21 protein-coding genes are annotated in these 18,345 nt (G+C 40.9%); 11 read left to right on the top strand and 10 right to left on the bottom strand.

Annotated features, from left to right (window positions below; all coding sequences use genetic code 11):
• Positions 1-142 precede the first annotated feature (142 nt).
• Genes INP94_RS04245 through INP94_RS04230 form a run of 4 tightly spaced genes read left to right on the top strand, consistent with a single transcriptional unit; the run spans position 143 to position 3,721 of the window.
• The gene (locus INP94_RS04245; RefSeq protein WP_197544123.1) at positions 143-1,120 is read left to right on the top strand and encodes an ABC transporter substrate-binding protein; all 978 of its coding nucleotides are present in this window, start codon (positions 143-145) and stop codon (positions 1,118-1,120) included.
• Positions 1,121-1,141: 21 nt separating this feature from the next.
• Positions 1,142-1,939 (top strand): ABC transporter permease, encoded by a 798-nt coding sequence (locus INP94_RS04240; RefSeq protein ID WP_197544122.1) that lies wholly within the window; start codon positions 1,142-1,144, stop codon positions 1,937-1,939.
• Complete coding sequence (locus INP94_RS04235; RefSeq protein WP_197544121.1) at positions 1,939-2,631, top strand: ATP-binding cassette domain-containing protein; 693 nt, start codon at positions 1,939-1,941, stop codon at positions 2,629-2,631. The genes INP94_RS04240 and INP94_RS04235 overlap by 1 nt, the downstream gene beginning before the upstream one ends.
• On the top strand, positions 2,624-3,721 hold the full coding sequence (locus tag INP94_RS04230) for an NnrS family protein (protein ID WP_197544120.1): 1,098 nt from the start codon (positions 2,624-2,626) through the stop codon (positions 3,719-3,721). Before INP94_RS04235 ends, INP94_RS04230 begins: the two co-directional genes overlap by 8 nt.
• Positions 3,722-3,772: 51 nt before the next feature.
• Here INP94_RS04230 and INP94_RS04225 read toward each other — a convergent pair whose 3' ends face one another.
• Entirely contained in the window at positions 3,773-4,156 is a 384-nt protein-coding gene (locus INP94_RS04225; protein WP_054419001.1) for a MerR family transcriptional regulator, read from the bottom strand.
• A gap of 85 nt (positions 4,157-4,241) precedes the next feature.
• Between INP94_RS04225 and INP94_RS04220 the strand changes: the two genes are divergently transcribed.
• Positions 4,242-4,853 (top strand): cation diffusion facilitator family transporter, encoded by a 612-nt coding sequence (locus INP94_RS04220; protein ID WP_197544119.1) that lies wholly within the window; start codon positions 4,242-4,244, stop codon positions 4,851-4,853.
• A 54-nt stretch (positions 4,854-4,907) separates the two neighbouring features.
• Here INP94_RS04220 and folB read toward each other — a convergent pair whose 3' ends face one another.
• Positions 4,908-5,264, bottom strand: coding sequence for a dihydroneopterin aldolase (gene folB / locus INP94_RS04215; protein WP_197544118.1), 357 nt, complete (start codon positions 5,262-5,264; stop codon positions 4,908-4,910).
• Positions 5,265-5,361: 97 nt separating this feature from the next.
• Between folB and plsY the strand changes: the two genes are divergently transcribed.
• Positions 5,362-5,961, top strand: coding sequence for a glycerol-3-phosphate 1-O-acyltransferase PlsY (gene plsY, locus INP94_RS04210; RefSeq protein ID WP_014064698.1), 600 nt, complete (start codon positions 5,362-5,364; stop codon positions 5,959-5,961).
• Between the two features lie 49 nt (positions 5,962-6,010).
• On the opposite strand, the gene rpoH is transcribed toward plsY, so the two are convergent.
• From rpoH to INP94_RS04175, 7 genes are all read right to left on the bottom strand, one after another.
• Positions 6,011-6,853 (bottom strand): RNA polymerase sigma factor RpoH, encoded by an 843-nt coding sequence (rpoH, locus tag INP94_RS04205; RefSeq protein ID WP_005697336.1) that lies wholly within the window; start codon positions 6,851-6,853, stop codon positions 6,011-6,013.
• A 145-nt stretch (positions 6,854-6,998) separates the two neighbouring features.
• On the bottom strand, positions 6,999-7,310 hold the full coding sequence (locus INP94_RS04200) for a DUF2322 family protein (RefSeq protein ID WP_197544117.1): 312 nt from the start codon (positions 7,308-7,310) through the stop codon (positions 6,999-7,001).
• A 19-nt stretch (positions 7,311-7,329) separates the two neighbouring features.
• The gene (gene murB, locus INP94_RS04195) at positions 7,330-8,355 is read right to left on the bottom strand and encodes a UDP-N-acetylmuramate dehydrogenase (protein ID WP_197544116.1); all 1,026 of its coding nucleotides are present in this window, start codon (positions 8,353-8,355) and stop codon (positions 7,330-7,332) included.
• A 9-nt stretch (positions 8,356-8,364) separates the two neighbouring features.
• Positions 8,365-10,068, bottom strand: a complete 1,704-nt coding sequence (narQ, locus tag INP94_RS04190) for a nitrate/nitrite two-component system sensor histidine kinase NarQ (RefSeq protein WP_197544115.1) — start codon at positions 10,066-10,068, stop codon at positions 8,365-8,367.
• A 134-nt stretch (positions 10,069-10,202) separates the two neighbouring features.
• The gene (locus tag INP94_RS04185) at positions 10,203-11,417 is read right to left on the bottom strand and encodes an MFS transporter (RefSeq protein ID WP_178164388.1); all 1,215 of its coding nucleotides are present in this window, start codon (positions 11,415-11,417) and stop codon (positions 10,203-10,205) included.
• Between the two features lie 142 nt (positions 11,418-11,559).
• Positions 11,560-11,712, bottom strand: a complete 153-nt coding sequence (locus INP94_RS04180; protein ID WP_005696968.1) for a DUF1232 domain-containing protein — start codon at positions 11,710-11,712, stop codon at positions 11,560-11,562.
• Between the two features lie 35 nt (positions 11,713-11,747).
• The gene (locus INP94_RS04175; protein WP_197544114.1) at positions 11,748-12,008 is read right to left on the bottom strand and encodes a YfhL family 4Fe-4S dicluster ferredoxin; all 261 of its coding nucleotides are present in this window, start codon (positions 12,006-12,008) and stop codon (positions 11,748-11,750) included.
• A 75-nt stretch (positions 12,009-12,083) separates the two neighbouring features.
• On the opposite strand from INP94_RS04175, the gene INP94_RS04170 reads away from it, so the two are divergent.
• The 5 genes from INP94_RS04170 (at position 12,084) to INP94_RS04150 (ending at position 17,588) form a co-directional block, all read left to right on the top strand.
• Positions 12,084-12,797: a ribonuclease T2 family protein gene (locus INP94_RS04170; protein WP_197544113.1), complete on the top strand. Its 714-nt coding sequence runs from the start codon at positions 12,084-12,086 to the stop codon at positions 12,795-12,797.
• 98 nt (positions 12,798-12,895) lie between these two features.
• Positions 12,896-14,056, top strand: coding sequence for a phosphoglycerate kinase (gene pgk, locus INP94_RS04165; RefSeq protein WP_005696971.1), 1,161 nt, complete (start codon positions 12,896-12,898; stop codon positions 14,054-14,056).
• A gap of 96 nt (positions 14,057-14,152) precedes the next feature.
• Positions 14,153-15,232: a class II fructose-bisphosphate aldolase gene (fbaA, locus tag INP94_RS04160; protein WP_197544112.1), complete on the top strand. Its 1,080-nt coding sequence runs from the start codon at positions 14,153-14,155 to the stop codon at positions 15,230-15,232.
• 428 nt (positions 15,233-15,660) lie between these two features.
• On the top strand, positions 15,661-16,563 hold the full coding sequence (locus INP94_RS04155) for an O-antigen ligase family protein (RefSeq protein WP_232086103.1): 903 nt from the start codon (positions 15,661-15,663) through the stop codon (positions 16,561-16,563).
• Positions 16,560-17,588, top strand: a complete 1,029-nt coding sequence (locus tag INP94_RS04150; RefSeq protein WP_197544110.1) for a glycosyltransferase family 9 protein — start codon at positions 16,560-16,562, stop codon at positions 17,586-17,588. The genes INP94_RS04155 and INP94_RS04150 overlap by 4 nt, the downstream gene beginning before the upstream one ends.
• Here the strand turns inward: INP94_RS04150 and yczE are convergent.
• Entirely contained in the window at positions 17,538-18,203 is a 666-nt protein-coding gene (gene yczE, locus INP94_RS04145; protein ID WP_049368706.1) for a membrane protein YczE, read from the bottom strand. The two genes, INP94_RS04150 and yczE, sit on opposite strands and share 51 nt — an antisense overlap.
• Positions 18,204-18,345: the final 142 nt, after the last annotated feature.

The following is an 18,345-nucleotide window of genomic DNA, read 5'->3' as shown; positions in this document are numbered from 1 at the left end:
CAAAATTTAAAAGAAATTAAAAAACGCCTAAAAATCCAACCGCACTTTTGTCTTTCTTTACTTTAGTCACGGCGAGTAAGATAATGAATAAAAACTATTATCAAAATACAGGTATTAGCCCTGATTCAATAAGGAGATAACCATGGCAATGAATAGACGTGATTTTTTAAGAATGAGCGCAGCACTTACGGCAGCGGGCATGTCGCCTTCTCTCTTTGCGGCAACAAAAGAACAATTTACCATTTATGGTGCACCAGCGATGCCAAGTGTGACCATTGCAGTGGCAGCAGCACAAGGTAAATTAGCCAAACAAGCGGATGTCGCATTAGAGATTTGGCGTTCGCCAGATCAATTGCGTGCGGGTGTAGCAAGTGGGCAATTTAAAGTGATGATGAGCCCAAGTAATGTGGGCGTGAATTTACGTAATCAAGGGCAACAAGTTGGCATAGTAAATATTCTTACCAATGGCATTACGCAGTTAATGTGTAAAAGTACGCCTATCACTTCACCGCAAGAATTGGTGGGTAAAAAAATCCTTGTACCATTTAAAAACGATATGCCTGACATCGTATTGCAAGCTTTACTAAAAAAACTGAATATTGATATCAATAAAGTAGAGATCACTTATGCCGCCACACCAACCGAAGCAATTGGCTTGTTCTTACTGAAAGATTTCCATGCTGCCATTCTGCCAGAACCGATGGCGAGCGCCGTTGTGCAGAAAGCTAAAATTGTTGGTACAGAGATTGTACGTGGCTTCGATTTAGTGAAAGAATGGGGACAAGCATTTAATACAAAACCGCTTATTCCAATGGCAGGCATTATTGCCAATGAAGAATACTTCCACGCACACAAGGTGGAGTTTGATCTACTTCACCAAGATTTAAGTGATGCATTAAATTGGATTATGGCGAACCGCAAAAGTGCGGCTGAAATTGGCGCTAATTATCTTCCTGCTCCAGAAGCCGCTATTGAAATGGGCTTAGACGGTGCGCGCTTAACGGTGACCAAAGCCAGTGAACTGAAGAATGAAATCATGCAATTCTATGAAACCTTGATGGCGTTCAATCCAAAACTATTAGGTGGTAAATTGCCAGATGATAAATTCTTCTTGGCTTAATTTGAAACTGAATCACAACACATGATTAAAACTGACAAAATCCGTAAACCACAACCTGTTCTGTTGTACATCATCGACTATCTCTGGAGCGGCTTTACTGGCTTGAGTGTGGCGATGATGGTGGTTGCCTTGTGGGCTTGGGGCAGCGCAGTATTTGGTGAATTTATGCTGCCTGCTCCCGCGGATGTTTTTCAAAAAGCCCTTGAGCTGCTTGACCATTTCCAACAAAACGAAATCGGCATTTCGTTATGGCGTTCCGTGGTAGGCATTACCATTGCATTAGTCGCAGGCTTAGCCGCTGGGCTGATTGCGGGCAGCTTTAAAACCGCTATGGCATTGCTTAAACCCATCATTACGATTTTGTTAGCCATGCCGCCAATTATTTGGGTCGTGATGGCATTATTTTGGTTTGGCTTTGGCAATCCTAGCGTGCTATTTACCATTATCGTATTAGTCGCCCCGCTGACCTTTGCCAGTGCCGCCATGGGCATGGCAAGTGTAAACAAACAACATGAAGAATTGTTTGATGCGTACAAACTCGGATTGTGGAAAAAAATCCGCTATTTGTATGTTCCCCATCTCACGGGCTATGTGATTTCCAGCATTGGCGTCGCGGTGGCTATGGGCGTGAAAGTCGTGATTATGGCTGAGCTTTTAGGCGCCAATGAGGGTGTAGGCGCGAAAATTGCCGATGCCAGAGCCATGTTAGATACATCAACGGTCATGGCTTATGTGCTGTTGGTGATTGTGTTTGTTTCCCTCTTTGAATATTTGATTACCAAGCCATTGGAAATCCTGTTTATGCCGTGGAGAAGATAATGCTGAGTTTAAAGAATGTGCGTTTTGAAATTCTCCGCGATCCCATCGTTCGCGATTTCAGTATGGATTTACAACCGGGCGAAGTGAAAACGTTATTCGGTCCAAGCGGTTGTGGCAAAACCACTGTGCTACGTTTAATTTCAGGTTTGGAAACGCCAAAATCGGGCGAAATCAATAATACATTTCGTAAAACAGGCTTTCTGTTCCAAGAAAATCGTCTATTAGAAAATCTCACGGCTATGCAGAATATCGCCATTTTTATGGATGAACCAAATGAATATGAAATCATTGCGCTGGCAGAAAAGATTGGGCTTTCTTCGGGTGATTTGAATAAATACCCGACCGAATTATCGGGCGGTATGGCAAAACGCGTGGCATTTTTGCGTCTATTGCTATGTGGCTGTGATTTAGCCTTATTGGATGAACCTTTTGTCGGTTTGGATCGCGATTTACGTGATATTTTAGCCACTATGTTAGTGGAAAAAATTGAGCAACAAGGCATGGCCTGTATTTTAGTGACGCACGATCGTTTTGAAGCAGCTCGATTAAGCCGAGAGATTATGCAGCTTTCTCCAAAAGGGATGGATGTGCAAAATGTGATTACCTTGCCAACGCCATTATCCGAACGCAATTCAGCCTTTGAAGAAACCGTAGTCGCACGCGAATTTCAAGGAATCCATTATTATGAATAATTTCTTTACCCATCCGATGCGACCCTTTTTTGTTGGTGCAGCCATTCTTGCGATTATTGGTGCCTTGAGCTTTTTCATCAACCCCGATGATCTCATCCTACACCGCAAAATTTTCTTAGAATTTATGCTGCCCGCGGCATACGGCGGCTTTCTGACGGCTTCCATGCTTGAGTGGACAAATTACAAAGGTAATTTAAAACCTATTGCGACGATTTTAGCGGTACTCTTACTTGCGGGATTGGTGTTATTGCCATTCTCCCCGCAAACTGCCTCGTTTTTAGTGGCAGCTTATTGGCTCGCACTGTTACTCTTTTGTGCTTGGCTGTTTTGGTTGGATCGCAATACCGACAATTTTACTTTACTGATATTACTTGCCGCATTTACGGTTTGTCAGACGGCTTACGCCATGACTGATAGCCTGAAATTATTGCGGGCACAGGTGCATTTGAATATGGCGGCAGTGATGTTTGTATCAATTCGAGTCAGCATTCTATTAGGCGCAGAGGCGCTAAAAGAAAGCACCTTAAAAAATCCTGTATTTATCCCAAATGTCGTGTATAAAAATATCGCAATTACATTCTTGCTGCTCCATACCGCAGCAGAGCTTTGGTTGCCTGCGCAAACAGCCACTTTTACTGCTTTTGCCGTTGGCTTTATCTTGCTTGCCAAGTTACGCGAATTACATCATCACGAACTGCTACGCAAACATTACATACGTACTTATTATTTCCTTCAACTGTTTGCCGCGATTGGCTATTTGTGGATTGGCATCAATAAATTAATTGATGAACCGACTGCTGATCCATTACACATGGTAACACTCGGCGGGATTCTCGGCAGCATGATGATGATTTGGCTCACCGCGGGATTATGGCATAGTGGCTTTACGAAACTGGATTACCCAAAACTCTGTCGCCTTGCTGTGCTTTGTCTTTTTACGGCAGCACTTTCCCGAGCTTGTTTAATGTATGTGGACGAGCTGTTTTTTATCACGATTCCGGCTCTTTTAATTGCTATTGTGTTTGTGCTGTATCTTGCAACCTTTGTGCCGATATTCCGAAATAATGCGTTTACAGATGATCCTGAATAATGACTAATCCGCACATCCACGTGCGGATTTTTGATATTTTTTAGACCGCACTTAATAGGCTTTTAATTGTGCCATGGCTTTACAATCTGCAGCTTGATGATCATCTTCGGTAATTAAACTTTGTAGAAAATGTTTAATTTCAGTCAGTTCGGCAATTTTTTCTTCAACTGAAACCAAATGCTTCGCCAACATACTATCCACTTCGCAATGTTGAGATTGCTGTGTTTTCAACGCATTAAAATATTTAATTTCCGCCAAGCTGAAATCTAACGCTCGGCAGGTTTTTATAAATTTTAATTGCTTCAAACTGGCTTCATCATAATCTCGATAACCGTTTGCCAGACGTTTAGGCTCCGGCATTAACCCCATTTTTTCATAATAGCGAATGGTTTCTAAATGAATACCGCTTTGTTTACTGAGTTCATGAATCTTCATCTTGTTAAAATTAAGCCTTGACCTTGTAGTTACTACGGACTTTATACTTTATCCCAAGTTAATCAAAGACACAATGAGGAGCAGTATGTCCGACTATCATTCTCATGAACATCATGATCATTCATCTCATGAGCATATTCCACAGGATAAAAAAATCTTAGCGCTTAGTTTTGCCATCATTACGGGCTTTATGGTTGTCGAATTTATTGGTGGCTACTGGTTTAACAGTTTAGCGCTCATGGCTGATGCAGGACACATGGCAAATGATAGTTTATCGTTATTTTTAGCCTTGCTAGCGTTGTTTCTATCTACTCAAAAACAACGATATATTGCCTTACTTAATAGCGGCTCATTGATTGTTGTGGCATTGATGATTTTAGTTGAAGCCATTCAACGCTGGCAAAATCCCATCGAGATGATGGCATTACCAATGCTTGGCGTGGCATCTCTGGGATTATTGGTGAATCTTTTCGTTGCAAAGATGATGTTGAACAGCGATCATGATAATCTCAATATCAAAGCGGCGTATCTACATGTACTCACCGATTTATTCGGTTCCATTATTGCCATTCTTTCGGGGCTAAGCGCTTATTTTCTGGGATGGTTATGGGTTGACCCATTGGCAAGTATGATATTAAGCATGCTAGTATTAAAAAGTGGGATTGGCACATTCCGTTTGGCGCTTAAAAACATCTAAAAAATGAACCGCACTTTGTTTTGAGATTAACAAAGTGCGGTCAATTTTCAGCGATTATTTCAACTCGCCTCGTTCTACAATAATTCCGACATTATTTGCTTGAGCAACCGCTTTGGGTTTGCTTAATTTGAGGCGTAACCATGAAATCCCAAAACATTGTTGTAATTGATCTGCTACTTCATAAGCCACGCGCTCAATCAATAAAAATGGCTTCGCTTGGACATAATCTAAAATAAATTGGCTTACTTCGGCATAATTGAGACAGTATTGCACATCATCCGTTTCGGCAGCTTTTTGACAATCCCATGCCATTTCCAAATCAAAAACGAGCTTTTGTTTGATTTGTTGCTCCCAGTCATACACACCGATTTGTGCGAAGACCACTAATTCTTCAATAAAAATACGATCCATCTCTCATTCCTGTAAAAATATAGTGGGCTTATGCTATCAAGTTTGGTTAAAATAACGAACAAGTTTTTCAAATACAATCAAGATTGTGGAGCACGAAATGAGCCTATTTGCCCTTTTTTATATGATTTTTGCTTATTTACTGGGTTCGATTTCCAGTGCAATTTTGATTTGTAAAGTTGCAGGCTTGCCTGACCCACGAAAAAACGGATCTCATAACCCTGGTGCGACCAATGTATTGCGTATTGGCGGACGTTGGGCGGCGCTTGCAGTATTAATTTGCGATATTTTAAAAGGGATGTTACCGGTTTGGGCGGGTTATTATTTAGGGCTCACGCAATTTGAATTAGGCATGGTTGCATTAGGGGCTTGCTTGGGGCACATCTTCCCTATTTTCTTTCAGTTTAAAGGCGGGAAAGGTGTCGCGACCGCATTCGGTGCCATTGCGCCCATCTCTTGGGGCGTAGCGGGTTCAACGTTAGGGACGTGGTTGTTAGTTTTCTTAATTAGTCGATATTCCTCATTAAGTGCAGTGATCACGGCGCTTCTTGTGCCATTTTATGTTTGGTGGCTTAAACCGGAATTTACCTTCCCCGTTGCCTTAGTTTGCTGCTTGCTGATTTATCGCCACCACGACAATATTCAGCGCTTATGGCGAGGCCAAGAAGATAAAATGTGGGGAAAATCCAAAAAAAAATAAATAAAAAAACCTGTCGATAATCGACAGGTTTTCTTTTTATCAAAACGGCTTAGAAATCAACCGCACTTTTAAGTTTTTTCAATGCGTTTGCTTCAAGCTGACGAATACGTTCTGCAGACACATTATATTTTGCTGCAAGATCGTGAAGGGTCGCTTTTTCATCATCTAACCAACGTGCTTTGATAATCTCTTGGCTACGTTCATCAAGATTTGCTAAGGCTGTACCTAATTTTTCTGTCGCTTGTTCTTCAAAGTTTTCACTTTCAAGTTCTGCCGCAAAGTTTGAGCTTTTATCTTCTAAATATAAAGAAGGTACATAAGCTTCATCATCATCGTCTGTTGGCAAATCAAAGCCCACATCAGCCCCTGTCATACGAGATTCCATTTCGATGACATCTTCTTTTGATACGCCAAGCTCATTTGCCACCATATCCACTTCGTTTTCATTGAACCAACCTAAACGTTGTTTCGTTTTACGTAGGTTAAAGAACAATTTACGTTGCGCTTTTGTGGTCGCGACTTTCACAATACGCCAGTTACGAAGGACATATTCATGAATTTCTGCTTTGATCCAATGCACCGCAAAAGATACAAGGCGAACACCCACTTCCGGATTAAAACGTTTTACCGCTTTCATTAATCCGATGTTACCTTCTTGAATTAAATCTGCTTGTGGTAATCCATAACCTGAATAACCACGTGCAACATGAATAACAAAACGTAAGTGTGATAAAACTAATTTTTTCGCTGCTTCAATATCACCGTCATAATACAAACGTTCTGCTAAGCTTTTTTCTTCCTCTGCAGTTAGCATCGGATATTCGTTTGCTGCTCGAATATAACCTTCGATGCTACCTTGAGGTACTAACATCATTTGAGTTTCTTTATTCATTCTTCTCCTCACAGCATGCGGAGCAACGCCCCGACTCATTACTTATTTGTTATTGTATAACAACTATTGTCATTATACCTCAATTTGTTTTATTTGACAGTTTTTAACGATTGAAAGTTCAGATTAATCACTAAAAATTTTCAAATTATTTTAATAGTACAAGCGAATAAACCACATCTTCCGCCACCACTTTAAACAATAAGTCAATATTGGGATGTTTTCCAGGGTTTTGTTTCGCATCTTCAACATGTTCGGCAAACCATTCAATGCCTTGCTGCGCAGAAGTGCGGTCTAATTTCCCATTAAATTTTTCTGCTAAGGCATTATAAAGACGGAGCGAGCCAAGCTTACCTGGCGCAGCGGGAATATGATGAATCACTGTTTCACCGTTTAATACGTCTAAACCTGTTAGATGATCAATGCTTGGTAAAGTCTCTAAAATGTCTTTAAAGTTCATGATTGCTTTCCTCTATAAATTAACTGATGGCTTGCTCTGAATTCACTTCGCCATTTGCGCCCATAAAGCGTACCTCTGGCTGTAAATACACACCAAATTTATCTGCCACGGTTTGACGGATATGATGCGCAAGCTTCACAACATCCTGTCCCGTAGCATGACCTTTATTAACCAGCACTAACGCTTGTTGTTGATGAACAGCTGCACCACCGATTTGAAAACCTTTTAAATGGCATTGATCGATTAACCAACCCGCAGCAAGTTTCACAGAGCCATCCGGTTGTGGAAAGTGCGGTAGATTTTCGACCTGTTTTTGGATTTTCGCAAATTGTTCTACACTTACCACTGGATTTTTGAAGAAACTGCCGGCATTACCAAACTCTTTTGGATCAGGCAATTTGCTGCGGCGAATATGGCACACTTCATCAAACACTTGTTTTGCCGTCACGGTTTGAGGATCAAAATTCACTAATGAGCCATATTTTAAAATCGGTTGCCAATTTTTGGCTAATTTCAATCCCACTGCCGTAATCACATAACCTTGCGCATAGCGATGTTTAAAAATACTTTCACGATAACCGAATTCACATTCGGTCGCCTGTAAGCGGAATTGTTCGCCTGTGTTGAGATTTAGCACATCTACATAATCGCACACATCTTTAAACTCTACGCCATACGCACCAATATTTTGAATCGGTGCTGAACCAGCACAGCCTGGAATGAGTGCAAGGTTTTCTAAACCATTAATGCCTTGTGAAAGCGACCACTCCACCAACTGGTGCCAATTTTCACCACCATTAACATGCAAATAATGGTAATCGCTATCTTCTGTATGCTGAATACCCGATAAACGATTAATAATCACCATCCCTTGAAAATCTTCTAAAAACAGCATATTGCTGCCTTGACCTAAAAATAAGACAGGGAGATTTTCAGCTTGCGCTTTTTGCCAAGCTTGTTGGATTTGTTCAATCGATGTAGCTTCAATGATTTCACGTGCATTTGCCGGAATATTGAAGGTGTGAAACGGTTGTAAACTTTGCATTAACTTTCCTTAAAAAAACGTGTGAGGAAGCGTGATTTTAACCATCGTACCACCTTGCTCCCTTTTTGAAATTGTAAGCTGAGCATTTAATTGGCGACTGCGTTCAGTCATAATATTTAAACCATAATGCCCTTCTGGCTCGTCTAACGTTGGAATCCCCACGCCATTATCTTGCACAAGAATTTCGTATTCCCCCTCGGCATTAATATGGGCTTTCACTTCAATCAGCGTGCCTTTTGAGTGTTTAATCGCATTCAACGTTGCTTCACGCACAATTTGCAGAACGTGCACTAATTCTTGTGGATTTAAACTTTGCGATGGCAAACTGCAGTCCACAGTCATTTGCATCTTCGTTTGCGAACGCAAGCTTTCGATAACTTGCTCCAAAGCAACCTGTAGGTTGGCTTCTTGTACCGTTAAACGGAAGGTCGCTAATAATTCTCGTAATTGAGAATAACCATCTGATAAAGCTTGTTCAAATTCTCTAATAATCGCAATGCTTTTCTCTTTTGATTCCTCGTCTTCTTTCTTCAAATTATGCTTTAATAGCGTTAATTGAATTTGTAAGAAAGACAGCACTTGCGCCAATGAGTCATGTAATTCTCTCGCAATAATTGACCGCTCTTCCATCAATAAGAGTTGCTCTTGCTGGCGTTGCGTTTTGTGTGAATACAACGCTTTTGCCACCATTTGCCCTAAGTTTTTCATCATGCGTGGATCAGGACAAGGCAAACCGGCTTGCCACGAGAGCACCGCCAAGTTTTCATTTTCAATAGAAAGTTCTTCAACTTGAAGTGATTGTTTAGGATCTTTTTGACCAAAAGAAATTTCCCAATGTTCTGAGCCGAAAATTTCTAACTCAATGTAGCGTAAATGTTCGCTAACACGAATATGATTGAGCACTTGGCTGAGAATTTTATCATTAATCTTCGTGGGCGTAAGTAACTGTGAACTTTGATACAATGTGGTTAAAGAGCGGTTCGTTTGACGCAACTTTTGGGTTTTCTCATTAACGGCATCTTCTAAACGTGAGTAAAGCCGCCCTAATTCTGAGGACATTTGCGTAAACACTTTCGCTAAAACCCCCAGTTCATTATTGCTCGCGGTATCTAGCGGAATATGATTAAACTGGCCCATTTGTACTTGCATACTGGCTTTGGTCATCAGCTCTAGCGGCTTCACCACTTCACGCTTCATATACCAAATGACATAAGACACCATGGCTAAAATAAGCAACATCGAAATACACAGCACCGAAACCGCAATAATCCATTTCTTTTCAGCAAAACGTTGTAATTCCAACACGAAATCATCCACATCTTGCACATAACTTTTCAGTTCAGCATGATATTTTTCAATTTGGTGCGCGCGGGCGAAATCAGACATCACCGCCCAGCGTTGTAGAATTTTTTGATAAGACGCTTTTATCCCTGGAGGGGCAAAAAGCTGATTCTGCACAGTAAGCAAGACGTGAGCGTTGAGACTATCTTGATAACGCACTAAATTCTGTTCAACCGTATCCGGTGAACGTTCCATTTCCGTTAATAGTCGATAACTTTGCATACGCAAAGAACCGGAAATATTAATCGCTTCCGCATCCGATTTATTACTAGCCATCACAAGCAAGCTCAATGAGCTAATAATGCCCATGAAGATAATGACCACAAATAAATATTTAGCAATACGGGTAGAAACTGAACGTTTAGCGTACACGATAATTCTTCAACATTGGAAAAAGTGCTCATAGTTTAGCATAAAGTGCGGTTAAAATTGGCTGATTTTTCACAAATAAAAAACATCGGCTTTGACACCGATGTTTTCAAAAACTTGAATGTTTTTGACCGCACTTAGCTTAATTCTTTGCCTTTTAATTCTGGCACTAAGAAGACTGTCGCCACCATGTCAATCACATAAATCACTGCCAAGAAAGCAATCGCAATACTAAATGAATATGCTGAAACAACTGCGCCTACAACAACCGGCCCAAAACCACCTACGGCACGACCTAAGTTAAATAACACATTTTGTGCTGTTGCACGTGCTTCTGTCGGATAGGCTTCGGCCATTAATGCGCCATAACCGCCCATCATGCCGTTGACAAACATCCCTAAGAATGCGCCCGCTACCAACATCGCGGTTGGGTCGGTTAATTGAGAGTAAGTGATAATGCTGATTACCGCGCCAAGTTGGAATAATAAGAAGCTTGGTTTACGTCCGATTCTATCGGCGAGACGACCAAAAATCCAAATCCCTGCCATCATGCCGCATACGGTGACTGCCGTCCATAAACCCGATTTCGTTAAACTAAAGCCAAGTTGTTTAGATAAGAAGTTTGGCATCCAAATCATAATGCCGTAGTAACCAAAGTTTTGTACAGAAGTTAAAACTACTACACCAAGACTCACTTTTGTGGTCGCTTTATCTTTTACTAAAAGTTTGAAAGATTCCAGTTTGGAGATTTTTTGTGTTGAAAGTGCGGTCTGTTTTTGCGAGAAAATTTCAGGTTCATGTAAACGAACTCGTAAATACCAAGCAACAAATGCCGGGAAGATACCAACAACAAACATACCACGCCAGCCGATATGTGGAAGCAATACCGGTGTAAGTAATGCAGCGGCTAACACACCGAATTGCCAACCTAATGCCACATAAGAAGCCGCTTTTGCGCGGTGTTTGGCTGGCCAAGCTTCAATGGCTAATGCCATACCGATACCAAATTCACCGCCTAAACCGATGCCTGCAATGGTACGATAAATTAATAAATCCCAGTAGCCTTGTGCGATTGCACATAAACCAGTGAATACGGCGAAGAGGACGATGGTCCAAGTCAGCACACGGACACGCCCGTAACGATCACTTAATGCGCCAAATACGATACCGCCCACCACAGCGCCAACAAGCGTCCAAGTGACTAATGAGCCAGATTGTGCGGGAGTTAAATTAAGATCGGCCGAAATGGCACTAAGCATAAATCCAAGAATAAGAAGATCGAATCCATCCATCGCGTAGCCGACAGCAGATCCAATCAAGGCTTTCCAGCCATATTGATTGACGTTTGTCATGATTGAGGTCCCTTTTGCTACTCACGGGTAGCGTTTAAAGTGAAATGATGAGGAAAGAAATTTTCCGACGCGTAGTTTAGAGAAATTGACGGGATTTTGCAAGAATGAGAAAAGCAAAGTGCGGTTGATTTTATTCAAGTTTTTATTTTTTCAATAAAATTCGAATCAATAAAGCAATGGCTGCCGCATCATCCACCAAACCTAATGGGCCAAGCACCGCTTCAGGCAAAATATCAATGGGACTGAACAAATAAATCAGAATGATGGCGATTTTAATTAACTTCGTTTTATTCATACTCATTGGACGAAAAGAAAAAGATCGGGTAAATTCTACAACTTATCCGAATGGTGAATCATCACAAAACGTTCCCAAAGCTGCTCTTCGCTTTCTTGATGATCAGGATCTGGCTTGATGCAGTTTGTAATCGGGCAAACTTTTTGGCAGGTTGGCGTGTCATAATGACCAACACATTCCGTACAAAGTACAGGATCGATCACATAGATCTCCTCGCCGATTGAAATTGCTTCATTCGGGCATTCGGGGAGACACATATCGCAGTTTGTGCATTTGTTTGTGATCAGTAACGCCATACCATTCCTTTATATGAGAAAGCGGCGAATTATAGCCGACAAAAGCAAAATTGACAAAATTTAAACAGGATTTTTATGAAAAAACAGGTTTCTACTCTTTCCCTTATTGCCCTTGCTGCATTGAGCATTTGGCAATATTTCACTGAACACAAAAAAGACACAAAACCCGCCCCAACAACTACACAACAACAAAGCCAAAGTGCGGTCAAAAATACTAAAGATTTTGGTAATTATGATGTCATCATGCGCGATGATGCCATTGGGCAAAACAAGACTGCGCCTGTTGATTATTATATGTTGGCCTTATCTTGGTCTCCCGCATTCTGTGAAAATCAACGTGCGCAATATGGCAATAATTTACCTGATTCAGCGCAATATCAATGTAGTACAAAAAATCAATTTGGCTGGGTGGTGCATGGCTTATGGCCACAAAATGCAAATGCACGTTCTGTTACGGATCATCCACGTTTTTGTAAGGGTGATTTAGCACCGCTTCCAGTTGAAACCCTCGAGCCTTATCTTTCAATCTCGCCAGGTGCAAAATTATTGCAAGGCGAATGGGAAAAACACGGCAGCTGTGCGTTTGATTCAGCGGAAGCTTATTTCAAACAAGAGAAAGCATTATTTGAATCACTCTCCTTGCCAAACGAACAATTAAGCCGTAAAGCATTATTTCAATGGATGAAGCAGAATAATCCACAACTAAAAGGCGCTTATTTAGGCGTGAGCCATAATGAATTATTCATTTGCTATGATCGTCAATGGCAAGTAATCGATTGCCCTAAATAAGCATAATTCGCTTTTTTATTTGATCTACATCGTTACAACCTAGTAAGATCTAGGTATAATGTCCCAGTTTAATTTTAACTAACCCAAGAGGAAAGCTTATGTCAGTAATCAAAATGACCGACTTAGATTTAAAAGGTAAACGTGTATTTATTCGCGCGGACTTAAACGTACCGGTAAAAGATGGCAAAGTGACATCTGATGCGCGTATTCGTGCGACTATCCCGACGTTAAAACTGGCTTTAGAGAAAGGCGCAAAAGTGATGGTTACCTCTCACTTAGGTCGTCCAACTGAAGGTGAATTCAAACCTGAAGACTCTTTACAACCGGTTGTTGATTACTTAAAAGACGCAGGTTTCAATGTGCGTTTAGTACAAGACTACTTAAACGGTGTGGATGTTAAAGAAGGCGAAATCGTTGTTTTAGAAAACGTACGTGTAAACAAAGGTGAGAAGAAAAACGATCCTGAATTAGGTAAAAAATATGCCGCACTTTGCGATGTTTTCGTAATGGATGCATTCGGTACAGCTCACCGTGCACAAGCGTCAACTTACGGCGTAGCGGAATTTGCACCAGTAGCTTGTGCAGGTCCATTACTTGCAGCAGAATTAGATGCATTAGGTAAAGCATTAAAAGAACCTGCTCGTCCGATGGTTGCGATCGTAGGCGGTTCTAAAGTTTCCACTAAATTAGAAGTATTAAACTCTCTTTCAAAAATTGCTGACCAAATTATCGTAGGTGGTGGTATTGCAAATACTTTCATCGCGGCAGCTGGCCACAATGTGGGTAAATCGTTATATGAAGCAGATTTAATCCCTGTAGCAAAAGAATTAGCAGCAAGCACTGATATTCCAGTTCCAGTTGATGTACGTGTTGGTACTGAATTCTCTGAAACTGCACCAGCAACAGAAAAATCAGTAACCGAAGTGAAAGATGATGAATCTATCTTCGATATCGGTGATAAATCTGCAGAACAATTAGCTGAAATCATCAAAAATGCAAAAACCGTTTTATGGAATGGTCCAGTTGGCGTATTTGAGTTCCCTAACTTCCGTAAAGGTACTGAAATCATTTCTCACGCGATTGCAAACAGCGATGCATTCTCTATCGCAGGGGGGGGTGATACTTTAGCAGCTATCGATTTATTCGGTATTGCAGATAAAATCTCTTACATCTCAACTGGTGGTGGTGCATTTTTAGAATTCGTTGAAGGTAAAGTATTACCAGCAGTAGAAATTCTTGAAAAACGTGCGAACGGTTAATTGAATGGCTTCTATCCCCTCTACTCTCATAGAGGGGATAAATATTGATTCTTCAAACGGAGGAATAAATCCTCCAAAACAAAAGGAAACACAACTATGGCTAAATTATTAGATATCGTAAAACCTGGCGTAGTAACAGGTGAAGATGTACAAAAAATCTTTGCTTATGCCAAAGCAAACAACTTCGCGATCCCTGCAGTAAACTGCGTGGGCTCTGACTCCGTAAATGCTGTATTGGAAACCGCTGCACGTGTGAAAGCACCGGTAATTATCCAATTCTCAAACGGTGGTGCATCGTTCTACGCAGGTAAAGGTATCAAACCAGCAAGTGGTGCACGTCCAGATGTGTTAGGTGCGATCGCGGGTGCGAAACACGTTCATACTTTAGCCAAAGAATACGGTGTGCCCGTTATTCTTCATACCGACCACGCAGCGAAAAAATTGCTTCCATGGATCGATGGCTTACTTGAAGCGGGTGAAAAACACTTTGCAGAAACGGGCCGTCCATTATTCTCTTCTCACATGCTTGACTTATCTGAAGAGCCAATGGAAGAAAACATGGCAATCTGCCGTGAATACCTTGCTCGTATGGACAAATTAGGTATGACCCTTGAAATCGAAATCGGTATTACCGGTGGTGAAGAAGATGGCGTAGATAACTCTGATGTAGATGAATCTCGTTTATATACCCAACCGTCTGATGTACTTTATGTTTACGACCAATTAAGCCCAGTAAGCCCTAACTTTACCGTTGCTGCAGCATTCGGTAACGTACACGGTGTTTACAAACCAGGTAACGTAAAATTAAAACCATCTATTTTAGGTGCATCACAAGAGTTCGTTGCAAAAGAACGCAATCTACCAGCAAAACCAATCAACTTCGTTTTCCACGGTGGTTCTGGTTCTAGTCGCGAAGAAATCCGCGAAGCAATTAGCTATGGTGCAATCAAAATGAATATCGATACTGATACTCAATGGGCTGCATGGAATGGTATCTTAAACTTCTATAAAGCAAATGAAGCTTATCTTCAAGGTCAATTAGGTAACCCTGAAGGTCCTGATGCACCAAACAAAAAATACTACGACCCACGTGTTTGGTTACGTAAAATGGAAGAATCAATGTCTAAACGCTTAGAGCAATCTTTCGAAGACTTAAACTGCGTTGATGTTTTATAATCCATAAAAATAGACTAAAATGAAACCGCACTTTGTTAGTGCGGTTTTTTAGTTTTACATAACCAGAATGTTGGTTCTTATCTATGCAAATAACGAAACAAAATTGGTTAGCCACCATAATAAACTTTGCGGTCACACTTTTCTTTCTTTCAATATTTATTGTCAAAGGAGGATATAATGCCGCGCCTGCTCTACTGATGTTAATCGGTTTAGGTTATAGCGTTTATGCTTTAATCAAGAAACCGCTTTTAAACTTATCGAAAGTTGATAAATGGTTAATTTACAGCTACCTTTTTTATTTTCTTACATTTGTACTTTCTCTCAGTATTAATGGGGGAAAAATGCGTGACCTCGACACGGCAAGTCGTGTTATTTTCCTAATTCCCGTTTTTCTCCTATTATTAAAACGCCCAATCAAAACCTGTGTTTTGAGTTACGCTATCCCGCTTGGTGGTGTTATTGCCGTCTGTATAGCACTTTATGATAAATTTATCTTAAACCTCAATCCGGATCAGAACCCTCGAATTATGCATATTCAAGGCGGTGACATTTCTATGTCATTAGGTATTTTTAGCCTAATTATTGCTCTCTATGCCCATCAGAAAAAAGACGTAAAATTAACCACTCTCAGTGTCATTGGTGGTTTATGTGGCATCGTAGGAAGTTTGCTTTCTACTGCTCGAGGTGGATGGGTGGCATTGCCTGTCTTGCTTGTTGTTATCCTTTATATTTATCGCCAATCTCTTTCAAAACGTTTTTTCCTGACTTTCTTTGGGATTATTGTGATTGCAAGCATTGGTATTAGTCAAATGCCCAATAACCGCATTATGGAACGAATCGACGTTGCCCAAAAAGATATCCAACTTTACTTAGATAACCATGATGGAAATACCTCTCTTGGGGCTCGATTTGAAATGTGGAAGAGTGCACTTGAAATGGCAAAAGAAAAGCCTTTATTTGGTTGGGGCATTCAAGGCGCAACAGAAAAACGTAAACTAGATACAAAAGAAAAAATTGCTACAGGTAACATTGGACAATTTACGCATGCCCATAACCAATATTTAGACGACCTATCCAAACGAGGAATTGTCGGGCTGCTTGCCTTGCTTGCTGTTTTATTTATTCCTCTCCGTGCCTTTATGAAAAAGCTGAATACCACAAATGATGAGATCAAGCTGATTGCAACGTTAGGTGTTGCCCATATTTTATCTGTGATGATTTATGGCTTAAGCCAAGGTTTCTTGGTACATAATTCAGGTACTATTTTTTACTTTTTCTTAACGATTGTGTTTTATGCTGCAATACGAACACACCAGAAGGCGGAACCATGAAAATTTTAGTCATTCGTAACGATAAACTGGGTGATTTTGTTCAGGCGTTTCCGGCTTTTGCGATGTTGAAAGCCTCAAATCCCGAGCTAAAACTGACCGCACTTGTGCCGGCTTATACCGCACCACTTGCACAAATTTGCCCTTATTTAGATGATGTTATCATTGATAGTGCTAAGAACGACAAAGCAGATTTCAACCGGCTTATTAAAGAAATCAAAGAGCAGCAATTTGATGGCATGATTAGCTTCTTTTCCAATACCCATAACGGTAAATTAGCCTGGAAAAGTGGGATTCCTTATCGTCTTGCGCCCGCAACAAAATGGGTACAAATCCTTTATAACCATCGTTTAACACAACGCCGTTCACGTTCAGAAAAATCGGAAGCCGAGTACAATCAAGATCTGGCTCGGGCGTTCTTAAAGAAACACAACATGCCGATTGTGGAACCCAAACCACCTTACCTTTCATTTCCTGAAAGTGCGGTTAAAAATCAACGTGTTTTTCTTCAAAAACAATTCGGTTTATCTGCAGATAAAAAATGGGTCTTTGTGCATAGTGGAACAGGTGGCTCAGCAACAAGTCTTTCATTGTCGCAATATGCTCAATTGATACAAGGTTTATTAAACGAATTTGACTGTCAGATTATCTTAACGGCAGGACCTGGTGAAAGTGAAAAAACCCACGAGTTAGCGGCAAAAATCGATAATCAAAATGTGGTTGTTTACGATAAGAATAAAGGATTGGTTGATTTTGCACACTCTCTAGCTTGTGCGGATTTATTTATTGCGGGCTCTACTGGACCATTGCATTTAAGCAGTGCATTCAATGTGCCAACAATCGGATTCTATCCAAATAGTCGCTCATCTCAGCCTCGTCGTTGGAAGCCGATTAATGATGCAGATAAACATCTTGCTTTCTGCCCGCCAAAAGGCAAAGAGGAAATGAATTTAGGCTTAATTTCGATTGATGATGCCTTAATTGAGATTATCCCCTTCGTGCGGAAGATGTGGCAAGCGAGCAATTGAATTTAAGCATAACTGTACAATCCAACCTATTGCGGCGGCAAAAACAACGGTACCGATTCCTACTGTGCCGCCGAGAAGATAACCCAACACACAAACCGACACTTCAAGGCTTGTTCTCACAATGCCTACTTTTAAATGAAGGCGTTGGCAAAACCCCACCATTAATCCATCCCGCGGGCCAGCGCCTTGATGACAGGTTAAATATAATGCTGTTCCAAGCCCATAAAGCAAAAGCCCAATTCCGCCGAATAAGATTCGACTCAAAAGTGCGGTTGGTTCAGGTATAATTTTCACGGTTAAACCAAGAAAAAAAGCAATCACGATAATATTCAAAATCGTGCCAAGCCCAAATCTTAACCTAAGGGGAATCCAAGCCAACATCACCAAACAGCTAATACCGAATGATGCCCAACCAATACTAACTCCAGCTTGTAATGCCACGCCTTGAGAAAGTACGGTCCAAGGTGAGGAACCCAAATTAGCGAGCACAATCAAGCCATCTCCAATGCCCAGTATTGCCAAAGCAAATAAGAGCATCGACATGGTTTTACCTTCGACTGACCATAGCGATTTGGCGGCCCAACTGGTGTGAGGAATCACCCGTGCTTTTTTCATATTATTCCCATTTATATTTAACGCTGACATCATAATGGGAAACCCCATAAAACCAAAACATTTTAACGTCATATGATATAACCGAATTGACTGATAAATATCATAAATGTGATGTAGATCACATTGTCAAAATTGTCATCAT

Source organism: Haemophilus parainfluenzae (assembly GCF_014931395.1).
Lineage (GTDB): Bacteria > Pseudomonadota > Gammaproteobacteria > Enterobacterales > Pasteurellaceae > Haemophilus_D.
Note: the sequence above shows the minus strand (reverse complement) of the source record. Positions and strands in the feature narration are given on the sequence as shown.

What these genes read in the sequence shown, in the direction of transcription:
- INP94_RS04245 (WP_197544123.1), top strand. Translation starts at nt 143, where the DNA reads ATGGCAATGAATAGACGTGATTTTTTAAGAATGAGCGCAGCACTTACG.
- INP94_RS04240 (WP_197544122.1), top strand. Translation starts at nt 1,142, where the DNA reads ATGATTAAAACTGACAAAATCCGTAAACCACAACCTGTTCTGTTGTAC.
- INP94_RS04235 (WP_197544121.1), top strand. Translation starts at nt 1,939, where the DNA reads ATGCTGAGTTTAAAGAATGTGCGTTTTGAAATTCTCCGCGATCCCATC.
- INP94_RS04230 (WP_197544120.1), top strand. Translation starts at nt 2,624, where the DNA reads ATGAATAATTTCTTTACCCATCCGATGCGACCCTTTTTTGTTGGTGCA.
- INP94_RS04225 (WP_054419001.1), bottom strand. Translation starts at nt 4,156, where the DNA reads ATGAAGATTCATGAACTCAGTAAACAAAGCGGTATTCATTTAGAAACC.
- INP94_RS04220 (WP_197544119.1), top strand. Translation starts at nt 4,242, where the DNA reads ATGTCCGACTATCATTCTCATGAACATCATGATCATTCATCTCATGAG.
- folB (WP_197544118.1), bottom strand. Translation starts at nt 5,264, where the DNA reads ATGGATCGTATTTTTATTGAAGAATTAGTGGTCTTCGCACAAATCGGT.
- plsY (WP_014064698.1), top strand. Translation starts at nt 5,362, where the DNA reads ATGAGCCTATTTGCCCTTTTTTATATGATTTTTGCTTATTTACTGGGT.
- rpoH (WP_005697336.1), bottom strand. Translation starts at nt 6,853, where the DNA reads ATGAATAAAGAAACTCAAATGATGTTAGTACCTCAAGGTAGCATCGAA.
- INP94_RS04200 (WP_197544117.1), bottom strand. Translation starts at nt 7,310, where the DNA reads ATGAACTTTAAAGACATTTTAGAGACTTTACCAAGCATTGATCATCTA.
- murB (WP_197544116.1), bottom strand. Translation starts at nt 8,355, where the DNA reads ATGCAAAGTTTACAACCGTTTCACACCTTCAATATTCCGGCAAATGCA.
- INP94_RS04185 (WP_178164388.1), bottom strand. Translation starts at nt 11,417, where the DNA reads ATGACAAACGTCAATCAATATGGCTGGAAAGCCTTGATTGGATCTGCT.
- INP94_RS04180 (WP_005696968.1), bottom strand. Translation starts at nt 11,712, where the DNA reads ATGAATAAAACGAAGTTAATTAAAATCGCCATCATTCTGATTTATTTG.
- INP94_RS04175 (WP_197544114.1), bottom strand. Translation starts at nt 12,008, where the DNA reads ATGGCGTTACTGATCACAAACAAATGCACAAACTGCGATATGTGTCTC.
- INP94_RS04170 (WP_197544113.1), top strand. Translation starts at nt 12,084, where the DNA reads ATGAAAAAACAGGTTTCTACTCTTTCCCTTATTGCCCTTGCTGCATTG.
- pgk (WP_005696971.1), top strand. Translation starts at nt 12,896, where the DNA reads ATGTCAGTAATCAAAATGACCGACTTAGATTTAAAAGGTAAACGTGTA.
- fbaA (WP_197544112.1), top strand. Translation starts at nt 14,153, where the DNA reads ATGGCTAAATTATTAGATATCGTAAAACCTGGCGTAGTAACAGGTGAA.
- INP94_RS04150 (WP_197544110.1), top strand. Translation starts at nt 16,560, where the DNA reads ATGAAAATTTTAGTCATTCGTAACGATAAACTGGGTGATTTTGTTCAG.
- yczE (WP_049368706.1), bottom strand. Translation starts at nt 18,203, where the DNA reads ATGAAAAAAGCACGGGTGATTCCTCACACCAGTTGGGCCGCCAAATCG.